This is a genomic window from Moorena sp. SIO3A2, assembly GCF_010672265.1.
Taxonomy (GTDB): Bacteria; Cyanobacteriota; Cyanobacteriia; order Cyanobacteriales; family Coleofasciculaceae; genus Moorena; species Moorena producens.
In genome coordinates, this window is the sequence record NZ_JAAHHC010000016.1 from 74,882 (window position 1) to 91,091 (window position 16,210).

At 44.8% G+C, this 16,210-nt stretch carries 19 protein-coding genes; 15 read left to right on the forward strand and 4 right to left on the reverse strand.

What is annotated here, in order from left to right:
* Positions 1–70 precede the first annotated feature (70 nt).
* The 8 genes from F6K64_RS19555 (at position 71) to F6K64_RS19590 (ending at position 4,507) form a co-directional block, all read left to right on the forward strand.
* Positions 71–298, forward strand: coding sequence for a hypothetical protein (locus F6K64_RS19555; protein WP_044495330.1), 228 nt, complete (start codon positions 71–73; stop codon positions 296–298).
* Positions 299–377: 79 nt separating this feature from the next.
* On the forward strand, positions 378–758 hold the full coding sequence (locus tag F6K64_RS19560; RefSeq protein ID WP_008190197.1) for a hypothetical protein: 381 nt from the start codon (positions 378–380) through the stop codon (positions 756–758).
* A gap of 555 nt (positions 759–1,313) precedes the next feature.
* Complete coding sequence (locus F6K64_RS19565; protein ID WP_287266078.1) at positions 1,314–2,759, forward strand: PRC-barrel domain-containing protein; 1,446 nt, start codon at positions 1,314–1,316, stop codon at positions 2,757–2,759.
* A 49-nt stretch (positions 2,760–2,808) separates the two neighbouring features.
* Positions 2,809–3,048 carry a hypothetical protein gene (locus F6K64_RS19570; protein WP_008190191.1) on the forward strand — a complete coding sequence of 80 codons (240 nt, stop codon included), beginning with the start codon at positions 2,809–2,811 and terminating at the stop codon, positions 3,046–3,048.
* 36 nt (positions 3,049–3,084) lie between these two features.
* Positions 3,085–3,261 (forward strand): hypothetical protein, encoded by a 177-nt coding sequence (locus tag F6K64_RS19575; protein ID WP_287266082.1) that lies wholly within the window; start codon positions 3,085–3,087, stop codon positions 3,259–3,261.
* Between the two features lie 39 nt (positions 3,262–3,300).
* Positions 3,301–3,588, forward strand: coding sequence for a hypothetical protein (locus tag F6K64_RS19580; protein WP_287266084.1), 288 nt, complete (start codon positions 3,301–3,303; stop codon positions 3,586–3,588).
* A 163-nt stretch (positions 3,589–3,751) separates the two neighbouring features.
* Entirely contained in the window at positions 3,752–4,129 is a 378-nt protein-coding gene (locus F6K64_RS19585) for a hypothetical protein (protein ID WP_008190188.1), read from the forward strand.
* Between the two features lie 84 nt (positions 4,130–4,213).
* On the forward strand, positions 4,214–4,507 hold the full coding sequence (locus tag F6K64_RS19590) for a TroA family protein (protein WP_008190185.1): 294 nt from the start codon (positions 4,214–4,216) through the stop codon (positions 4,505–4,507).
* A 204-nt stretch (positions 4,508–4,711) separates the two neighbouring features.
* Here F6K64_RS19590 and F6K64_RS19595 read toward each other — a convergent pair whose 3' ends face one another.
* Complete coding sequence (locus F6K64_RS19595; RefSeq protein ID WP_008190184.1) at positions 4,712–6,346, reverse strand: alpha/beta hydrolase; 1,635 nt, start codon at positions 6,344–6,346, stop codon at positions 4,712–4,714.
* A gap of 556 nt (positions 6,347–6,902) precedes the next feature.
* On the opposite strand from F6K64_RS19595, the gene argF reads away from it, so the two are divergent.
* The gene (gene argF / locus F6K64_RS19600) at positions 6,903–7,823 is read left to right on the forward strand and encodes an ornithine carbamoyltransferase (protein WP_008190182.1); all 921 of its coding nucleotides are present in this window, start codon (positions 6,903–6,905) and stop codon (positions 7,821–7,823) included.
* Here argF and F6K64_RS19605 read toward each other — a convergent pair.
* Positions 7,809–8,072 (reverse strand): hypothetical protein, encoded by a 264-nt coding sequence (locus F6K64_RS19605; RefSeq protein WP_154659959.1) that lies wholly within the window; start codon positions 8,070–8,072, stop codon positions 7,809–7,811. The two genes, argF and F6K64_RS19605, sit on opposite strands and share 15 nt — an antisense overlap.
* 144 nt (positions 8,073–8,216) lie before the next feature.
* Here F6K64_RS19605 and lexA point away from each other — a divergent pair, with 144 nt between their 5' ends.
* Positions 8,217–8,849, forward strand: coding sequence for a transcriptional repressor LexA (gene lexA, locus F6K64_RS19610; protein WP_287266088.1), 633 nt, complete (start codon positions 8,217–8,219; stop codon positions 8,847–8,849).
* A gap of 63 nt (positions 8,850–8,912) precedes the next feature.
* Here lexA and F6K64_RS19615 read toward each other — a convergent pair whose 3' ends face one another.
* Positions 8,913–9,203: a TRADD-N-associated membrane domain-containing protein gene (locus tag F6K64_RS19615; RefSeq protein ID WP_008190174.1), complete on the reverse strand. Its 291-nt coding sequence runs from the start codon at positions 9,201–9,203 to the stop codon at positions 8,913–8,915.
* Between the two features lie 935 nt (positions 9,204–10,138).
* On the opposite strand from F6K64_RS19615, the gene F6K64_RS19620 reads away from it, so the two are divergent.
* From F6K64_RS19620 to F6K64_RS19635, 4 genes are all read left to right on the forward strand, one after another.
* Positions 10,139–10,372 carry a hypothetical protein gene (locus F6K64_RS19620; RefSeq protein WP_287266089.1) on the forward strand — a complete coding sequence of 78 codons (234 nt, stop codon included), beginning with the start codon at positions 10,139–10,141 and terminating at the stop codon, positions 10,370–10,372.
* A gap of 134 nt (positions 10,373–10,506) precedes the next feature.
* Entirely contained in the window at positions 10,507–10,641 is a 135-nt protein-coding gene (locus tag F6K64_RS19625) for a hypothetical protein (RefSeq protein WP_287266091.1), read from the forward strand.
* Between the two features lie 71 nt (positions 10,642–10,712).
* Positions 10,713–10,841: a hypothetical protein gene (locus F6K64_RS19630; RefSeq protein WP_008190170.1), complete on the forward strand. Its 129-nt coding sequence runs from the start codon at positions 10,713–10,715 to the stop codon at positions 10,839–10,841.
* A 246-nt stretch (positions 10,842–11,087) separates the two neighbouring features.
* Positions 11,088–12,383, forward strand: a complete 1,296-nt coding sequence (locus F6K64_RS19635) for an AAA-like domain-containing protein (RefSeq protein ID WP_287266093.1) — start codon at positions 11,088–11,090, stop codon at positions 12,381–12,383.
* On the opposite strand, the gene F6K64_RS19640 is transcribed toward F6K64_RS19635, so the two are convergent.
* Positions 12,352–12,546 carry a hypothetical protein gene (locus F6K64_RS19640; RefSeq protein WP_287266100.1) on the reverse strand — a complete coding sequence of 65 codons (195 nt, stop codon included), beginning with the start codon at positions 12,544–12,546 and terminating at the stop codon, positions 12,352–12,354. The two genes, F6K64_RS19635 and F6K64_RS19640, sit on opposite strands and share 32 nt — an antisense overlap.
* A 39-nt stretch (positions 12,547–12,585) precedes the next feature.
* On the opposite strand from F6K64_RS19640, the gene F6K64_RS19645 reads away from it, so the two are divergent.
* Entirely contained in the window at positions 12,586–16,203 is a 3,618-nt protein-coding gene (locus F6K64_RS19645; RefSeq protein ID WP_287266102.1) for an AAA-like domain-containing protein, read from the forward strand.
* The last annotated feature ends 7 nt before the right edge of the window (positions 16,204–16,210 follow it).

A 16,210-nucleotide genomic window follows, 5' to 3' on the forward strand; every position in this document is an offset into this window, starting at 1 on the left:
CCTTTACAGAGAAAGACCGACCCCGTAGAGATAGTCAGCGATTACAAACTTAACTGGCTATCTAGGGTAAATGGACGATGATGGGGAGAGGATGGGCTGGTTATTCATTAGCTATCCTTGCTTCTGCTCTTTCTTGGGACTAGGATGCTCAGATTATATTTCTTTTCCCCTACCGGAAGCAATCCGAAAAAATGAGATGAGTAATCAGATTACTAAAAAAGCGCGATCGCTAGCTATGATCAAGGGCTTGATCGTGATTCGTGGCAAACTCTTCCAATGCTTGTGTAAGGGTACCTAATGCTGATCAATTCAATTTTGACGCAATCCTAGGTTATAGTTACTAGAAAATAGGTAAATTATTGATTAGGGTGTCAGGAATGAATCCAAGCCTGGAACAGTCAAGTATCGATACCACCAGTATGATGACATCTTCCGAACCATTGGTCGAGGTGCCGAAAATCTTGGCAGAAGAGCGCATGCAAAACGAGCGTATGCATGATGTCCTGCTGCTGCTGGAACATTTAGTAGAGAGGGAAGAAGCTACCGTGAAGCTCATCCTTGATTGCCTCTACGATGTCGGCTCAGTCAACCTGATCAACAAAAAGTTTCAATCTCGCTCCCTCAACTGGATGATGAAATCAATTGCCCGTATGTCGAAACCAGCCTTCAGAGTTGTTGCTCTGCGTTGGTTTAAGAAGAATTGTCCAGAACTAATTACTAAGTGGCTGGGGGAGCAAGTGCAAGGCAGCAGGGAGTAGGGAGCAGGGAGTAGGGAGTAGGGAGTAGGGGGAATAAAATTGAGTGTACCTCATAAGTACGAGAAACGCCTTTATGCGTAAGTCCTGAAAAGTTTACCGCTGGCTCAGCCTATCCTGACACCGAACAGCTTTTGGATAAAATAAGCTGACGGCTGAATGCTGACGGCTGAATGCTTACACCTTGAGTTAGGAATTTTCACCAACCCAATAGTTTACAAATCTGGTCAAGCAGTTGACAATTTTCTGCTTACAGAAGAATTCTGTTGTTGCTTTGATATCCGTCATTCAAAAGCTTTTTTAGCGCCCAAGGCCACTAGCATCCTCACAGTTTGTTCACAAAGTTTGATTAATCTTTCATCAGAGCTTAATCAAAGGAGCCGAATTTCTAAGTAAATACTCTGTTTCGGCCTAAACAACCAGCTGATGCCTAATGTCGTGACTATAGAGGGGAGGAGGAGATCGAAAGAGTCAATTGAGGCAAATGCCAGTTGTTAACAACTCCGATGCTACCAGATTTGCTCTAAAAACTCTGATTTAAAACTAAGGAGAACGTTGATGAACACACAATCAGAAACTGCCATTAAGCACAGTGATGTAATCAACCGGATAGTACTGAATCGCCAAAACACTGAAGAAATTGGTCGGGTAGCTGAGCTGTGGCTCGACCCAATGGCTCATAAAGTTTTGGGTTTGGTTTGCAAGTCAGGACTGCTGGGTCGCAAAAAACGGTCATTTACTTGGGCAGAAATTGAGGCGATTGGCTCCGACAGCATTCTAGTTTACCTTGACTCGGAAACCGCAGCGAAAAAACCCCCATCAGTGGAATCGATTGTGGGACATCAGTTGTGGACGGACGGAGGGAATCAGGCAGGTACTTTGGTGGACTATAGATTCGACCCCCAAACTGGAAAGGTAGTTGAGTATATCTTTGGCTCCAAGGGCTGGCGTGGTGTCACTGATGGCACCTACCGACTTCCCCCTGTCGCCATCGCTAGTGTGGGGGGTAAACGAGTGATGGCGATCGAGGCGATGGTGCAAAACGCTGAGCAGTATACCGATGGCATCAACCAAAAAGTTGCTCAGGCGGCTGAATCCTTGAAAGATGACTACGCCAAAACCAAGGAAGATATGGCGGGGCTGATGGAAGGGGCTCAGGGGCTAGCGACTCAAGTCCAAGAAAATGCTAAAACAGTAGCGGGGAATGCCCAAGAGAAGCTCTCTGATGTCGCTGGTCAAGTGCAACAGACCACTAAAGAGCTAACTGGTAATGCTCAAGATAAGTTCTCTGAGGTCACCACTCAAGTGCAAGAAACTACTAAAAAAGTAGCGGAGAATAGCCAAAATAAGTTTTCTGAGGTTGCTGGTCAAGTACAACAGACTACTAAAAAAGTAGCGGAGAATAGCCAAAATAAGTTTTCTGAGGTTGCTGGTCAAGTGCAACAGACTACTAAACAGGTGACTGGTAATGTTCAAGAGAAGTTTTCTGATGTCACCACTCAAGTGCAAGAAACTACTAAAAAAGTAGCGGAGAATAGCCAAAATAAGTTCTCTGAAGTTGCTGGTCAAGCACAACAGACCACTAAGCAGCTAACTGGTAATGCTCAACAGAAGCTCTCTGAGGTCGCTGGTCAAGCACAACAGACCAATAAAAAAGTAGCGGGCAATGCCCAAGAGAAGTTTTATGAGATTGCTACTCAAGTGCAACAGACTGCTAAACAGGTGACTGGTAATGCTCAACAGAAGCTTTCTGATGTCACCACTCAAGTGCAAGAAACTACTAAAAAAGTAGCGGAGAATAGGCAAAATAAGTTTTCTGAGGTTGCTGGTCAAGCACAACAAACTACTAAACAGCTGACTGACCAGGCTAAGGAAAAACTAGTTCAAGTAAAGACAAAGTTGCCGAGTGCTGACTCCCCTACTACTACAGACGCTGCTCAGAAAGACAAGACACTCAAAGCTAGTTCTGAACCAGAATCTGCCGAAACAGCTCTTAAGCACTAACTCATTTGAGCAACGTGTTTTGTCTATACAACTCAAGGAGAAAAATACCATGAGACAAGTTGCAATACTGGTAACTAGACAATTTGCAATGGTGCTAAGTATTTTAGCGATCGCATCTTTGTTATCTCTAGCTACTGATGGTAATGAAAACTCTCAGTCTAAACCTACTCCGAGTTCACCAGAAGCAACTGCACCCCAAACACCAGCAGAAACCGCTGCATCCGAGAGAAAAGAAAAACAGAGCTCTCTGCAGAACATCATCTCTGTGTTAATGATCGCTGATCAGTAATGTAAGCATATGCGCTACTTCACAGGCTAGAAGCCTGTGCCACGCACCCTAGGCGAACAGCTCTCAGCCCTCAGCTCTCAGCCCTCAGCTCTCAGCCCTCAGCTCTCAGCCCTCAGCTCTCAGCCCTCAGCTCTCAGCCCTCAGCTCTCAGCCCTCAGCTCTCAGCCGTTGGCCGTAGGCCAACGGCTGAATGCTTACTCAGTAATCACTTAGAAGGTAGCAAGAAACCTTTATTGAAGGAGTATTCAAACAATGATTACGACTGACAACAATAGCGATTGCGAATTTCTTCAAGAAGATAGTATATGGTCTGACCTCAGAGCACTTAGAGTTATCAATGGGCTGCAACAGGAGGTGCAAGCCCTAGAAGCCTCAGTGAAACGGCTCCAAATCTTGCTGGTTTTAAGTATTGTGATCCTAGGAGGTAGTATTGCTGCCATCAGTCCCCTTGGTGCTATGACTTACAAGCAGTTGCAGCAGCAATTTGCACCAGTAAATTCCTGGAAAACCACTCAATTAAAATGGTATTTTTTTTATTAATTATTGATGGTTAACACTAAACACTAAACACTAAACACTAGAGTATTACTCAATTAATTTTGCCCATTGTTGATCATAAATTACCTACTATCTACTACCTACTAACTAATCACTGTTCTCTTTGCTATCAACCCTCAACACTAAACAGTTTCTAATCAAGGCCATGTCTAACAACAATCATCTAAGTGAAAAAAGCACGATCAACGATTTTTTTATAGACAACAAAGCCCTTCCCAACACAGCCCTTCCTGTTGTTACCCCAGCCAATCCTCTTGCTAATCTCCAACAGCAACATATCGAAGAAGTCGCTGAAGCATTGGTGGAATTTCAAATGACTGCCATGTCCGATAAGAAGAAACATGAGCAAGAAACAAAGCAGCTACAGAAAAAAATGGGTCGCTTCACCGCTATTTGGATGATTTTAATCTTGATGGTGGGAGCAGCAGGAGCATGGACAGGATATTTCTTTTATACCCAGCTCAAGCAGCTAACTACAGAAATTACGTCATTGAAAGAGGCTCAGGGAGAATTAGAACTATAGCGTTGATTGAATTTATGAGGTACAGTTATAAACCTCAAAGTCCCCCTTAAAAAGGGGGACCAACGGGGGATACCTTTGTACCTCATGGGAGATAGAATTGCTATAGCAAAACAAGTTCAACAGCTAGAACGTCAGCTATCTGAACTTAAAAACCAAGTGCCATCGAATCTGGCAACTGACTTAGAAGCTAACCAAAAAAAACTTTCAGCACTAGAAAAACAAGTCCAAGGAGTACAAGAAAGCGTTAAGCACCGCCAACAAGCCCTAGTGGTTTTAGCCAACGCTTTTCAAGACTTGGCTAATTTTGATCAGTCTAACCCTCCTGTGACTGCGACCTCAGCGGAAAATAGTCCAAAAGGTGGGGCTGTAAATCAATAATTGAGTAAGCTATCAGCTTATGTGCTACGCACACGCTACTTGAGGTGCTACCAGCTTAAGCGCTACAGATGGTGCTACTTGAGGTGCTATTAGCTTATGCCTATAGGGCAGGCTACATCGAACAGCTTTTGAATCAAATAAGCTGACCACTGACCACTGACCACTGACCACTGACCGCTGACCGCTGACCGCTAAATTCTTACCTTACAACCCCGCTTTTTCCCGTACCAGAGGATCGAGAATTGTCAGCAAACTCAAGGGCATCAGCTCTTGACTAAGGGATTGAGCATAGGCAGCACTCAGATAAGCTTGGTACTCTGATTTACCAGCAATATAGGTTTGGAAAAATGCTAAACTCAATGCCTTCATATACTCCTGAGCAATAGTTGGGTCAGGACCAACCACTGCCTCAGGTAAGGGGACATCATCTTCTGATGGGGCGAGGGTGGAAAAGTGGGTTCCTCTCTTGAGCAATACTAGATACTTCTGTAGAGTTGTCAGCCAAGTAAAGGGTTGAATCTGTTCTGGTAACGCTGGCGCTATGGTATCACCACTACCAGCGACTACCATCAGCGGCACTTGAATTTCGCTAAGTTGGGATTTTCCTAAGACTGTGCTAGTAATTGGATTAATTGCGATCGCACCTTTAATCCGTTGATCCGATAACTGATAGTCCTGTGGTGGCAAGTCAAAGGCACGACACTGAAGTAGTAGGGATATATTCAAGGTATCCTGATTTAAAGGAGCGCAATCCTTTTGCAATTGCTCAAAATTGATCTCGGCTCCAGCAAGAGCTAAGGATGTGTAACCCCCAAAGGACTGACCTAATACTCCCACCTGTTGCAAATTTAACTGCCCTTTAAAGGAACTTTCTAGTTCATCCAGTAACAACTTAATATCCACAGGACGGTTAATAAATTCTGATGGTGGAGCTGCCTCTTTGGCAAGACCAGTTAACAAAGCCTGTATTTGATCCGCATTACTGCCTGGATGTTCCGGTACAGCCACAGCAAATCCATGGGATGCCAGGTGACGGGCTAAGTACTCAAATGTCTTCCGTTCTGAACCCAGTCCGTGGGAAATAACAATCACTGGTGCTAACCCTTCCCTTGGGGACTCTGGCAAATACAAGTCAACGGGAAACTCTCGGCGACGGCTGAGGTGATCGAAGGTAATGGTTTGCTTGGCATAGTTGACTGAACCGGGTTGCCGTAAGTCTAGGGAAAAATCGGATAAACCTCGCTCTGTCTGGGCTGCGGCTTCCTGCTCTGATGCCTGTTCCACTGCTGCAATGGCGATCTGGGTTTGCTGAATCAGCTTCGATAAGTCATCAATAATTTCAAAACCCCGTTGTGAGTTAATCCGAATGCCGTAAGTCGGAAATTCCTGCAACACATTCAAAATCGTCAACCCTTCTGGCTTAAAAGCGGCTTTGATTAAAGCAGCTCGAATGGCATAGAAACCGGGTTGACGAGCTTTGGTTTGTATGACTTCACCTACCCGTTGTAGAATTATTTCCCCTTGAGGTGAGTAGAGGAATTGAGCGATCGCTACTGGTGTGACATCAATGGGAGTGATTAAGACCTCCCGCAGTTGTTTGAATTCTTCCGGCTTTACATACCCCGCATAGAAAGCTAAGGATGGCTCAACTTTGCCAACTGTCGCATAAACTTCTAGAGCTGCGATCGGTAGAGAAAACTCGATTGGACCATAGGAAATATAGATTTTCTCTGCTGCCTCAACTGGTGCATAAATCATCACTGGGGTGACCAACAATCCTAGATTCAGCAGCAGCCATCTTAGTCTAGTTTGTGGTTTACCTTTTGCGAATCTGAACATATAGGGTTTCCAAATGATTTGTAAAACTAGATTGTCATTTTTTCTAATACAAAAAACGCTGTATTACCTAATATTGTTATGTATCCGGAGTTTTGTGTTCCCTAACGCATTTCATTATTTGTTCACATCTCAAATGTAAATACTATAGCGCTACTACCTGTTCCCGACTCCCCACTCCCGACTCCCCACTCCCTAGTGCTGAATCGGGCCAGACATTTGTATTATTTAATAAGGATTTGTCAATTTTTGATGACATTTAGGGCTAGATTAAATAGACTGGGATTATGTTATAGCGAAATTTTGTGGTAGAGTGAATAACTCTAGCCAAGATTCAAGGTTGTTTTCCTAGAAAAGACTAACTAGTTTTTTAGTCTTTTTTGGGAGAATGGCTATGATTTTTTAAGATAAATATGATAGCGTCTTAAGATGGTGCATCTTAACAAAAACTGGGGAGCTATAAGGTGCTCATTCCAGGTAAATAGTACACTTTGTTTTCTGGGCAATTGTGTGTATAACTGTGGCTATGGGAAACTAGTTTACTCATTGAATACAGAACATGAATACGTTAAAAGGACGCGATTTTCTAGGCTTCACAGACCTCAGTGCTAGTGACATTCAGGAACTATTGGATAAAGCCACTAAGTTAAAAAAAGGTCAGTGGAATCCTAGGTGCAATAAGGTTTTGGGATTATTGTTTTATAAGGCTTCCACACGAACACGGGTTAGTTTTTCCGTAGCTATGTACCAACTAGGCGGTCAGGTGATTGACTTAAATCCCAATGTCACCCAAGTTGGTCGTGGAGAACCGGTAGTAGATACAGCGCGAGTGTTAGATCGGTATTTGGATATTCTAGCAATTCGTACCTTTGAGCAAAAACAGTTGGAAACCTTTGCTGAATATGCCAAGATTCCAATTATTAATGCTTTGACTGATTGGGAGCATCCCTGTCAGATTTTAGCCGATTTGTTAACGATTCAGGAATGCTTTGGAACACTGGCTGGTTTGACATTGACTTATGTTGGCGACGGTAATAATGTCGCTCATTCACTAATGTTGGGCTGCGCTCTAATGGGAATGAATGTCAGAGTCGCCACACCACCAGCTTATCAACCTGATAGTGCTATTTGTGAGCTTGCCCTGAAAACCGCAGCTAGCCGCACAGAAGTAATGGTTACCAATGACCCAATAGCTGCTGCCAAGGAATCTCAAGTAATTTATACTGATGTTTGGGCAAGTATGGGTCAGGAAGCTTCAGCTGAGGAGCGAATTCCAATTTTTGAGCCTTATCAAGTTAATCAACAGTTGTTAGACCATGCCGACCCATCAGCAATTGTACTCCACTGTTTACCCGCTCACCGGGGAGAAGAAATTACAAACCAGGTAATCGAAGGCTCGCGATCGCGTGTTTGGGACCAGGCCGAAAACCGTTTACATGCTCAAAAAGCTTTACTGGTCAGTCTTTTAGGGGTTGAGTGAATGGTAAGGGAATAGGGAATAGGGAATCGGGAGTAGGGAATCGGGAATCGGGAGTAGGGAGTCGGGAGTCGGGAGTCGGAACCCACCCCTAACCCCTCCCAGGAGGGGAACGGGAATCGGGAATCGGGAATCGGGAATCGGGAATCGGGAAAAAATCCTGTTTACTTCATAGCTAGGAAAAATGCTATGACTCCCCATCTCCGGTTTCTCCCCATCTTCGGTTTCTCCCCATCTCCGGTTTCTCCCCATCTCCGGTTTCTCCCCATCTCCCCACACTTAACACACTTACCACCCTCCAAAACCGAACAATACTCTGGACAAATGACAATAGTTGATAGTACCAATGTTCTATAGAGCAATCACTAAGAACGACCATTTTTTGTCAAGAGTCTTATGGAAAACCTCACATCTGCTCAACAAGAACTCTACGATTGGCTGGTTAATTATATTCGGGTGTCACACCATGCCCCTTCGATCCGGCAAATGATGAGAGCAATGAACTTGCGCTCACCAGCACCGATTCAGAGTAGGCTGGAACATTTGCGTAGTAAGGGATATATTGATTGGACGGAAGGAAAAGCCCGGACGATTAGGCTGCTGCGGCATTCTAATTTGGGAGTTCCTGTCTTAGGAGCGATCGCAGCCGGGGGCCTAGTGGAACCCTTCACCGACACAGTTGAGGAGTTGAATATATCTGGCTTCTTCCACCAACCAGGTAACTTTGCTCTGCGGGTTACTGGAGACAGCATGATCGAAGACTTAATTGCAGAAGGGGATGTGGTGATTATGCGACCAGTGCCTGATCCCGATGACATCAAGAATGGTTTAATTGTCGCGGCACGGGTGGATGGACATGGTACAACCTTGAAACGTTTCTATCGTAAGGGTCACAAAGTTACTCTCAAACCCTCTAATGCTAAGTACCACCCCATAGAAGTGATGGCAAAACATGTTCAGGTTCAAGGAGTATTAGTTGGTGTCTGGCGGGGATATGAGCAGCATCTAACACCAGCAGCGATACATTAGACTTCCCAACAGTTGTCCGGAATAGGGAACAGAGTTTCCTATTCCCTGGGCTATAATTAGTCTCTACGACTCTTCATTATCATCTTCCTCTTCTGCCTCTCTAATCGCTTCATCTAGCCGGTCATTAGCATCCTTAGCTAGCTTAACAAAACGCATACTTGATGCTAATCCCACACTGGTAGTAACTATTCCATCAGATAGCTTGTTGGACATTAATAATCCTGCCCCGATTAGACCCACAATCCCGCTTATAATTGTAGCCCCGACAAGCAAGTTAAAGGCAAGCTTGGCTTGACGAATGCGCTCGTTAAAGTAGGTGGTTTCTGGGTCAGATTCTTTGTTTGATTTAGACATGATTTATTCAGCCTTTAGTTGAGTAACCCTCTTATCTCCAACTATAGGCTCAATAAATTAATATTAGTAATTTGTGATTTCAAAGTTCACTTAGTTCACGATTTTTACTATTGGTGAATATCAAAAAATATCTCCGTGATTAGTTGTTCACTGCTTTCTAAAAAATCGTGAAACTAGGGAATAGGTAGTAGTTGATGTAGGGTGGGCAGTAAGTATAATCCCGATGGTAAGCTTTGGAATTAGTATGATTACTGCCCACCTTACGATTGATTTTACTCTATCTTACAATTAATTTTCTGTTGGTGGGCAGAGAAGTTGATGTAGGGTGGGCAGTAAGTATAATCCCGATGGTAAGCTTTGGAATTAGTATGATTACTGCCCACCCTAGGATTCATTTTACTCTATTTTACAATTAATTTTCTGTTGGTGGGCAGAGTAGTTGATGTAGGGTGGGCAGTAAGTATAATCCCGATGGTAAGCTTTTAAATTGGTATGATTACTGCCCACCTTACGATTCATTTTAGCAAAAATTTATACAACTACTATTTTATAATTTATTTTCTGCTGGTGGGCAGTGCCGATTTAACCTGCTACAAGCTTTGAAATTGCTATCAAGCACTGCCCACCCTACGATTCATTTTACTGACTACAAGCTAAAAAAAAATATAGGAACACTGCCCACCCTACGATTCATTTTAACTTACGATTCATTTTACTATATTTTACAATTTATTTTCTGCTGGTGGGCAGTGCCAATTAAAGCTACTACAAGCTTTGAAATTGCTATCAAGCACTGCCCACCCTACGATTATACGATTTATTTCACTCTCCACAATCTCCATATTTCGTAATAAAAAAAAATCTCTAAATACCTTGACAAATGATTAATTTATAAATATATTAATAATATAATCAATTTACACGAGTCACGATTCATGACCAACAACATTCCGCCTAACTCCAATGACAATAACACCCCAGAAAACCCTGGTCGCAAACGTAAGAAAGTCAAGCACTTATTGGTTGGTTCTCCTGAACAAGTTCGGAAGACAATTCTTGCCATTTATGGCCTTAAGTACGCCTACCCCGATGAGTGGAGCACTCCCGAGCCTACGGGGAAGCCCGGTGAGGTTATGAGCAGCTTGATTCGCTATTTTTATGTAGACTAGGATAGTAATTTGCCAGCGATGCAGCGCGGTCTTGGGGGTTTCCCCCATGAGCGACTGCATCAAGACAGGGTTTTGACGCCCTGGCGACCATAAGTGAAACTTGTTTTGTGGAGGTTAGTTTACTGAGTTAGAAGTTGGAATGTTGTTGTTTTGGATCAGTTGCTGACTTAAGCATTCAGCAGTCAGCGGTCAGTGATCAGCGGTCAGCCGTCAGCCGTCAGCGGTCAGCCGTCAGCCTTGGCCTTTGGCCACGCTACGCGAATGGCTAATAGCTGATAGCTGATAACTGATTGCTAATCAGCTGATAGCTGATCAGCTGATTAGCTCAGCAATACTTGTAATGGCTTATATATTAGAATTCGGTCAAGAATTGCTTAACCAAAACTTGACCGAATTTTTTTTGGTAAGCTATCAGCCGTCAGCAGTCAGCGGTCAGCGGTCAGCCGTTGGCCTTTGGCTGTTCGCGTAGCGTGCCCGTAGCGCATAAACTGATAGCTGATAGCTGATAGCTGATAGCTGAATGCTTACGAACAAACTTCACGTTAGTTCACGGCTCTTCACATCTTCACATTAGTGAAACTCCAAGAAAATCTCGGTGATTATTTTTTCACTGCTAAAAAAAACTTCGTGAAATTATTGTCTCTATCTTGATGAAATCATCAACAATACTTTAAACTAACTATAGGACTACCTAGGGCACAAGCAGCGATCGCCTATGATTAGTAAAGAAGCCTTCCAGGAAAAATTCAAGACCATGCCTTGGAAAAGGCGACAAGTGTTGGAGGCGGTGGTGGGCGGCAAGAAAGATAAAGAAATCCAATACAAAGTGCTAGATGCCACTCATGACTCTAGTGTAAGAAAGCATATTCAACAAATCTATCAAGACTTTGATATTGAAGCTAACGGTTGTAAGAGTCGTTGTGACTTAGTTGAAATCGTTAATACCTATAAGCCGGAATTAGTGGCTGAACAAGTATTAAAAGAGTGCGGGTTGTCATCGTCTCGACCTAGAGCTGATCAAGAGATTTATATTGAGCGCCCACCCATGGAAGCTCGTTGTTATCAGGAAATTGTTAAACCAGCAGCGTTAATTCGGATTAAAGCGCCGAAACTGATGGGCAAAACCTTACTGATTCATAAGATTATCGCCCATGACGAAAAACAGGTTTATGGCAGGGTTTACTTAAACATGAATGGGCTAGATTTCACTAATTTAGATATATTTTTAAAGTCGTTTTGTGGACAAGTTGGTAACAAACTGAAATTGGCCAATCAGTTGCAGACCTATTGGGATGATAGTTTTTTTACCAGTGTAGACAACTGCACGGCCTACTTTGAAGAGTATTTGTTAGACTCTTTAGAAAGTCCATTAGTGTTGTGCTTGGATGACCTTGATCGAGTGTTTCAGCATCAAGAGATTGCGGAAGGATTTCTGCCCTTGCTCCGTAGTTGGCATGAGAGTGGTAAGTTTGAGGATAGTTGGGAAAAACTGCGCTTGGTGGTGGGTCATGCCACGGAAATTTATATTGATTTAGATATCAATAAGTCGCCGTTTAATGTGGGAGTACCTATAGAGTTACTAGAGTTTAATGCTCAGCAGGTTAACGAGTTTGCCGAGAGTTATGGGTTGACCTTATCTGTGGATTCAATAACCAAGCTGATGGCAATGGTTGGGGGACATCCCTATTTATTGTCCCAAGCTTTTTATCATATGAATAATCACCAAGCAGTAGAAAATACCCTGGATAAATTTTTGGATTTAGCCCCCACAGAAGCAGGAATTTATCGCAGTCATCTGCTCTCACTCTTAACTAGTATTCAAGAGCATCCCCAATTGCTGGACGCTGTTAAACTATTAGTTAGTACAGCCAAGCCGGTGCGCCTAGATGCTAATATAACTCGCAAGTTGGAAAGTATGGGACTGGTTCAACGCCATGGGAATGATTGTAGTTTGAGATGTAATTTGTATCGTCAGTATTTTAGCGATCGCATTTTAGGGAGTAGGGAGTAGGGAGTAGGGAGTAGGGAAGAGGCAATAGGCAAGAGGAACCCACCCCTAACCCCTCCCAGGAGGGGAAGGCAATAGGCAATAGGAGTAGCGTAGGTTGCGTTACTCCCCCATCTCCCCGCGCCCCCGCCCCACACTCCCCGCGCCCCCGCCCCACACTCTCCACACTGTTCCCTGTTCCCTATTCCCTGTTCCCTATCCAAAAATGACCAATCAACAATCAACAATCTACAAAGTAGGGGGGAGTTTAGCTCAAGATGAGCCCACTTATGTGACCCGAAAAGCTGATCACGAGCTTTATCAGGCATTGATGGCTGGGGAGTTTTGTTATGTGCTGAACTCCCGACAGATGGGTAAGTCCAGTTTGCGGCTACGAACCATGGAAAAGCTAACAAAGGCGGGAGTAGCTTGTGCCTCTATTGATGTGACCAGGATTGGCAATCAAGTAACCTCCCAGCAGTGGTATGGTAGTTTGATGAGAAGTCTGGTTACTAGTTTTAAATTAAAGGAAAAAATCAAGCTAATCCCTTGGTTAAAAGAGCGTGAACAATTATCACCAGTGCAGTGGTTAGATGAGTTTATTGAGTCGGTTATCCTAGAAGAAATAAGTCAACCGATTGTTATTTTTCTCGATGAAATTGATAGTATTATTAAAGTTACGTTTAAAGATGATTTATTTGCCTTAATTAGGGCGTGTTATAATCAAAGATCCGAAAATCCAGCCTACAATCGTCTAAGGTTTTGTTTGCTCGGGGTGGCAACTGCAGCAGATTTAATTCAGGATAAACAGCGCACCCCCTTTAATATTGGTCGGGATATTCAGTTAACTGGGTTTACCTTTCAGGAAGCCAAAGAGCCTTTGGTTCTGGGTTTGGTAGGCCAGGTGGATAATCCTGAACAGGTTTTAGGTGAGATAGTAAACTGGACGGGGGGACAACCCTTTCTGACTCAGCGGTTGTGTCGTTTGGTGGTCGAGACCTGGGCATCGGGAAATAGTCTTTCCGTAGAACAGATAGTGCGTACCCAGATCATTGAAAATTGGGAAACCCAGGATGAACCGGAGCATTTGAAGACTATACGCGATCGCATTCTCAGAAATGAGCAACGGGCTGGTATGCTGTTGGGTTTGTATCAGCAAGTGTGGGATCACGGTTGTATAGCTGCTGATGGGAGTGAAGAACAAACGGAATTAAGGCTATCGGGGTTGGTGGTTGAGTGTCATGGCTGTTTAAAGGTTAATAACCGGATTTATGGGGAGGTTTTCGGACCCGATTGGGTCAAGAAAGAATTGGCCAGACTGCGCCCCTACGCTGAGGCGTTTACCGCTTGGGTTGATTCTGGGCGTAACGATGACTCTCGACTGTTGCGCGGGAAAGCATTAGAGCAGGCCGAACAATGGTCTAGTGGAAAAGCCTTAAGCCATTTGGATTCCCAGTTCTTAAGAGCTAGTGAGGTTTTAGATAAGCGAGAAGTCCAAAAGGCTTTGGCAGCGGCTGAGAAAGAGGCTAGTGAAATATTAGCCAAAGCTCAACAGAAAGCTAAGCGAACCATACGCAGAGGGGGAATTGTACTGGGTTTGTCCTTAGTTGTGGCAATTGTGGCGGTGGTGACTGGTATCAAAGCTAGACAAGAAATAAAGGAAGCCCAATTAGGCACACGACTAGAACGGCAAGGGCGTTATATTTTAGGACAGTTACCAAATAATGTTTATTACGGCACCGGTACAGAACAGGAAAAGCTTTTGTATAAGGCAGTAGAAACTGGGCAAGAGCTAGATAATCTCGTTAAAGATGGTCGCCGCCTGGAGCAATATCCTGCTACCAGTCCTATAAATGCCCTCCAGCAGAGTATTAGTCAATTCCGAGAACGGGCTAAACTCACCGGGCATCAGGACTTGGTAAATAGTGTAGCCTTCAGCCCGGATGGAAAGAAGCTGGCCACGGCTTCAGATGACAAAACTGCCAGAATTTGGGAGTTACAGGGCAATCAATTAGCTCTACTCACCGGGCATCAGTCCTTGGTAAATAGTGTAGCCTTCAGCCCGGATGGAAAGAAGCTGGCCACGGCTTCAGATGACAACACCGCAAGAATTTGGGACAACCAGGGCAAGGAATTAGCTCTACTCACCGGGCATCAGGACTTGGTAAATAGTGTAGCTTTCAGCCCGGATGGAAAGAAGCTGGCCACTGCTTCAGATGACGGCACTGCCAGAATTTGGGACAACCAGGGCAATCAATTAGCTCTACTCACCGGGCATCAGTCCTGGGTATATAGTGTAGCCTTCAGCCCTTCTGGACAGAGGCTGGCCACTGCTTCATACGACGGCACTGCCAGAATTTGGGACAACAAGGGCAATCCATTAGCCGTACTCACCGGGCATCAGGACTTGGTAAATAGTGTAGCCTTCAGCCCGGATGGAAAGAAGCTGGCCACTGCTTCATGGGACAAAACTGCCAGAATTTGGGACAACCAGGGCAATCAATTAGCCGTACTCAAAGGGCATCAGGACGAGGTAACGAGTGTAGCCTTCAGCCCGGATGGACAGAGGCTGGCCACGGCTTCAGAGGACAAAACTGCCAGAATTTGGCACAAAAAGGGCAATGAAATCGCCGTGCTCAAAGGGCATCAGGACTCGGTATATAGTGTAGCATTCAGCCGGGATGGACAGAGGCTGGCCACTGCTTCAGATGACAACACGACCAGAATTTGGGATTTACAGGGCAATGAAATAGCCGTGCTCAAAGGGCATCAGGACTCGGTATATAGTGTAGCCTTCAGCCCCAATGGACAGTGGCTGGCCACTGCTTCATCCGACAACACGGCCAGAATTTGGGACAAAAAGGGCAATGAAATAGCGGTGCTCAAAGGGCATCAGTCCAGGGTATGGAGTGTAGCCTTCAGCCGGGATGGAGAGAGGCTGGCCACTGCTTCAGAGGACAAAACTGCCAGAATTTGGGACAAAAAGGGCAACGAACTAGCGGTGCTCACAGGGCATCAGTCCAGGGTATTAAGTGTAGAATTCAGCCGGGATGGAGAGAGGCTGGCCACTGCTTCAGAGGACAAAACTGCCAGAATTTGGGACAACCAGGGCAATCAATTAGCCAAGCTCACAGGGCATCAGTCCAGGGTAACGGATTTAGAATTCAGCCGGGATGGACAGTGGCTGGCCACTGCTTCAGAGGACAAAACTGCCAGAATTTGGGACAACCAGGGCAATCAATTAGCCAAGCTCACAGGGCATCAGTCCAGGGTATCAAGTGTAAAATTCAACCCCAATGGACAGAGGCTGGCCACGGCTTCATCCGACAACACGGCCAGAATTTGGGACAAAAAGGGCAATCAATTAGCCCTGTTCAAAGGCCATCAGTCCAGGGTATGGAGTGTAAAATTCAGCCCCAATGGACAGAGGCTGGCCGCTGCTTCAGAGGACAAAACTGCCAGAATTTGGGACAAAAAGGGCAATCAATTAGCCGTGCTCAAAGGCCATCAGGACTTGGTATATAGTGTAACCTTCAGCCCGGATGGACAGAGGCTGGCCACTGCTTCATTCGACAACACTGCCAGAATTTGGGACTTACAGGGGAATCAATTAGCCGTGCTCAAAGGCCATCAGGACTGGGTATTAAGTGTAGCCTTCAGCGCGGATGGACAGAGGCTGGCCACTGCTTCATCCGACGGCACTGCCAGAATTTGGAAGGTTGAAAGTTTAGGTGAGCTGCTGCATCGGGGCTGTGAATTGCTGGAAGATTACTTTGTTAGGAATCCTAAAGCTAAAGAGAAGTTATGGGTATGCCAGGAAGAGGCAATAGGGAATAGGGAATAGGCAAGAG

Coding starts and splice junctions, on each gene's coding strand:
- F6K64_RS19555 (WP_044495330.1), top strand. CDS start 71: ATGGACGATGATGGGGAGAGGATGGGCTGGTTATTCATTAGCTATCCT.
- F6K64_RS19560 (WP_008190197.1), top strand. CDS start 378: ATGAATCCAAGCCTGGAACAGTCAAGTATCGATACCACCAGTATGATG.
- F6K64_RS19565 (WP_287266078.1), top strand. CDS start 1,314: ATGAACACACAATCAGAAACTGCCATTAAGCACAGTGATGTAATCAAC.
- F6K64_RS19570 (WP_008190191.1), top strand. CDS start 2,809: ATGAGACAAGTTGCAATACTGGTAACTAGACAATTTGCAATGGTGCTA.
- F6K64_RS19580 (WP_287266084.1), top strand. CDS start 3,301: ATGATTACGACTGACAACAATAGCGATTGCGAATTTCTTCAAGAAGAT.
- F6K64_RS19585 (WP_008190188.1), top strand. CDS start 3,752: ATGTCTAACAACAATCATCTAAGTGAAAAAAGCACGATCAACGATTTT.
- F6K64_RS19590 (WP_008190185.1), top strand. CDS start 4,214: ATGGGAGATAGAATTGCTATAGCAAAACAAGTTCAACAGCTAGAACGT.
- F6K64_RS19595 (WP_008190184.1), bottom strand. CDS start 6,346: ATGTTCAGATTCGCAAAAGGTAAACCACAAACTAGACTAAGATGGCTG.
- argF (WP_008190182.1), top strand. CDS start 6,903: ATGAATACGTTAAAAGGACGCGATTTTCTAGGCTTCACAGACCTCAGT.
- F6K64_RS19605 (WP_154659959.1), bottom strand. CDS start 8,072: ATGGGGAGAAACCGGAGATGGGGAGAAACCGAAGATGGGGAGAAACCG.
- lexA (WP_287266088.1), top strand. CDS start 8,217: ATGGAAAACCTCACATCTGCTCAACAAGAACTCTACGATTGGCTGGTT.
- F6K64_RS19615 (WP_008190174.1), bottom strand. CDS start 9,203: ATGTCTAAATCAAACAAAGAATCTGACCCAGAAACCACCTACTTTAAC.
- F6K64_RS19620 (WP_287266089.1), top strand. CDS start 10,139: ATGACCAACAACATTCCGCCTAACTCCAATGACAATAACACCCCAGAA.
- F6K64_RS19630 (WP_008190170.1), top strand. CDS start 10,713: ATGGCTTATATATTAGAATTCGGTCAAGAATTGCTTAACCAAAACTTG.
- F6K64_RS19635 (WP_287266093.1), top strand. CDS start 11,088: ATGATTAGTAAAGAAGCCTTCCAGGAAAAATTCAAGACCATGCCTTGG.
- F6K64_RS19645 (WP_287266102.1), top strand. CDS start 12,586: ATGACCAATCAACAATCAACAATCTACAAAGTAGGGGGGAGTTTAGCT.